Here is a 1,486-nt window from a genome sequence, read left to right on the forward strand (position 1 = left end):
AGTCCAATGGCACTGAAAAAGTGAGCAAAAAAAAATCTGTAAGGCAAGCTCTGCATAGATAATTGCCTTACAAACCAAAATATCTCTCTCTAGTATGCCCAATCGTGCGTCTATACTCAAGCAACAATTTTTACAGAGTGTTGCCTTACCCTGGAAAGAATTGCTACCAGACTCTACAGTCAAAGAGCTTCTGGCGAAGGAGAATCTCAGATACTACAACAGCGTCTATACGCCGATAGTTACCTTATGGGCGATGATATCTCAGGTACTAGATCCAGACAAAAGTTTGAGTCAAGCAGTAAAACGGATGAGTACCAGGCCCAGTGGTGCTGGAGTGGTGCCTCCTTCTTCAGACACTGGGGCATACAGTAAAGCTCGTCAACGACTACCTGAAAGACTTGTCCAACAGTTAGTACCTGTAGTGGCAGAGGCACTAGAAAAGCAAGTTCCTCGCCTACAGCAATGGTGTGGACGACAGGTGCGGGTACTAGACGGCACAACCGTGTTGATGAGTGATACAGCAGCCAATCAAGCTGAGTATCCGCAACACAGCAATCAAAAAACTGGGTGTGGATTTCCCATCGCCAAAGTGGTAGTGCTCTTTTCATTGCTCACAGGTGCAGTCGTATCGGCAGGTATTGCTTCATTGACGATGAGTGAGATTATAATGAGTCGCCTGTTATATGCGAATTTAGTTCCCGACGATGTGATATTAGCCGAACGAGCTTACGGCAATTATGTCGATTTAGTTTTGGTAAAACAGCAGGGAGCCGACGCTGTTTTTCGGAAAAATCATCTCCGTAAAACTGACTTAAGGGCGGGGCAATAAGTTGGGAATTGGCGACCATCAAGTAGTTTGGAATCAGCCTCAACAGTGTCCCAAACACATGAGTAATGAGGAATTCGAGGAATTACCATCTAATTTCATTGTTCGGGAAGTCTGCTTGCGAATTCAACACCGTGGCTTCCGAGACGAGCGTATTATTGTAGTCACAACGTTACTGGACGCCCAACGCTACACTGTTCACAAATTAACTCAGTTATACGGGCTGCGGTGGTCTGCTGCTGAAGTCAGTCTCCGTCATCTTAAAACAACTTTGAAAATGGAGATGTTAACAGCTAAAACTCCGGCAATGGTCAGAAAGGAAATCTGGATACACTTATTGGCTTACACTTTATTACGTACCATTATGTGGCAGTCAGTATCTTCATCAGAACATACAGCTTTTCAAATCTCCTTCCAATCAACAAGGCAGCAGTTTAATCAGTTATTGACGCTGTTGGCAACTACAGGAAAGCGCCAACAGATCCAATGGCATCAATTTCTGTTGTCGCAGGTGGCAACTAATTTACTCACGATACGACCTGAGCGTTCCGAACCTCGGGTGTTGAAACACAGGCCAAAGCCGTATCCTCGAATGCAGGAACCTCGCTCTATCTTAAAAGGTAAATAGGCCTTGCGATCGAGACTTTTTCAGTGACATTG

The 1,486-nt window shown here is 45.0% G+C and carries 1 pseudogene; it reads left to right on the plus strand.

Annotated elements, in window-relative coordinates:
• The first annotated feature begins 94 nt into the window (after positions 1 to 94).
• A pseudogene (locus QUB08_RS32290) lies at positions 95 to 1,454 on the plus strand (IS4 family transposase).
• Positions 1,455 to 1,486 lie beyond the last annotated feature (32 nt).

It is taken from the genome of Microcoleus sp. BR0-C5, assembly GCF_036705045.1.
GTDB lineage: Bacteria > Cyanobacteriota > Cyanobacteriia > Cyanobacteriales > Microcoleaceae > Microcoleus.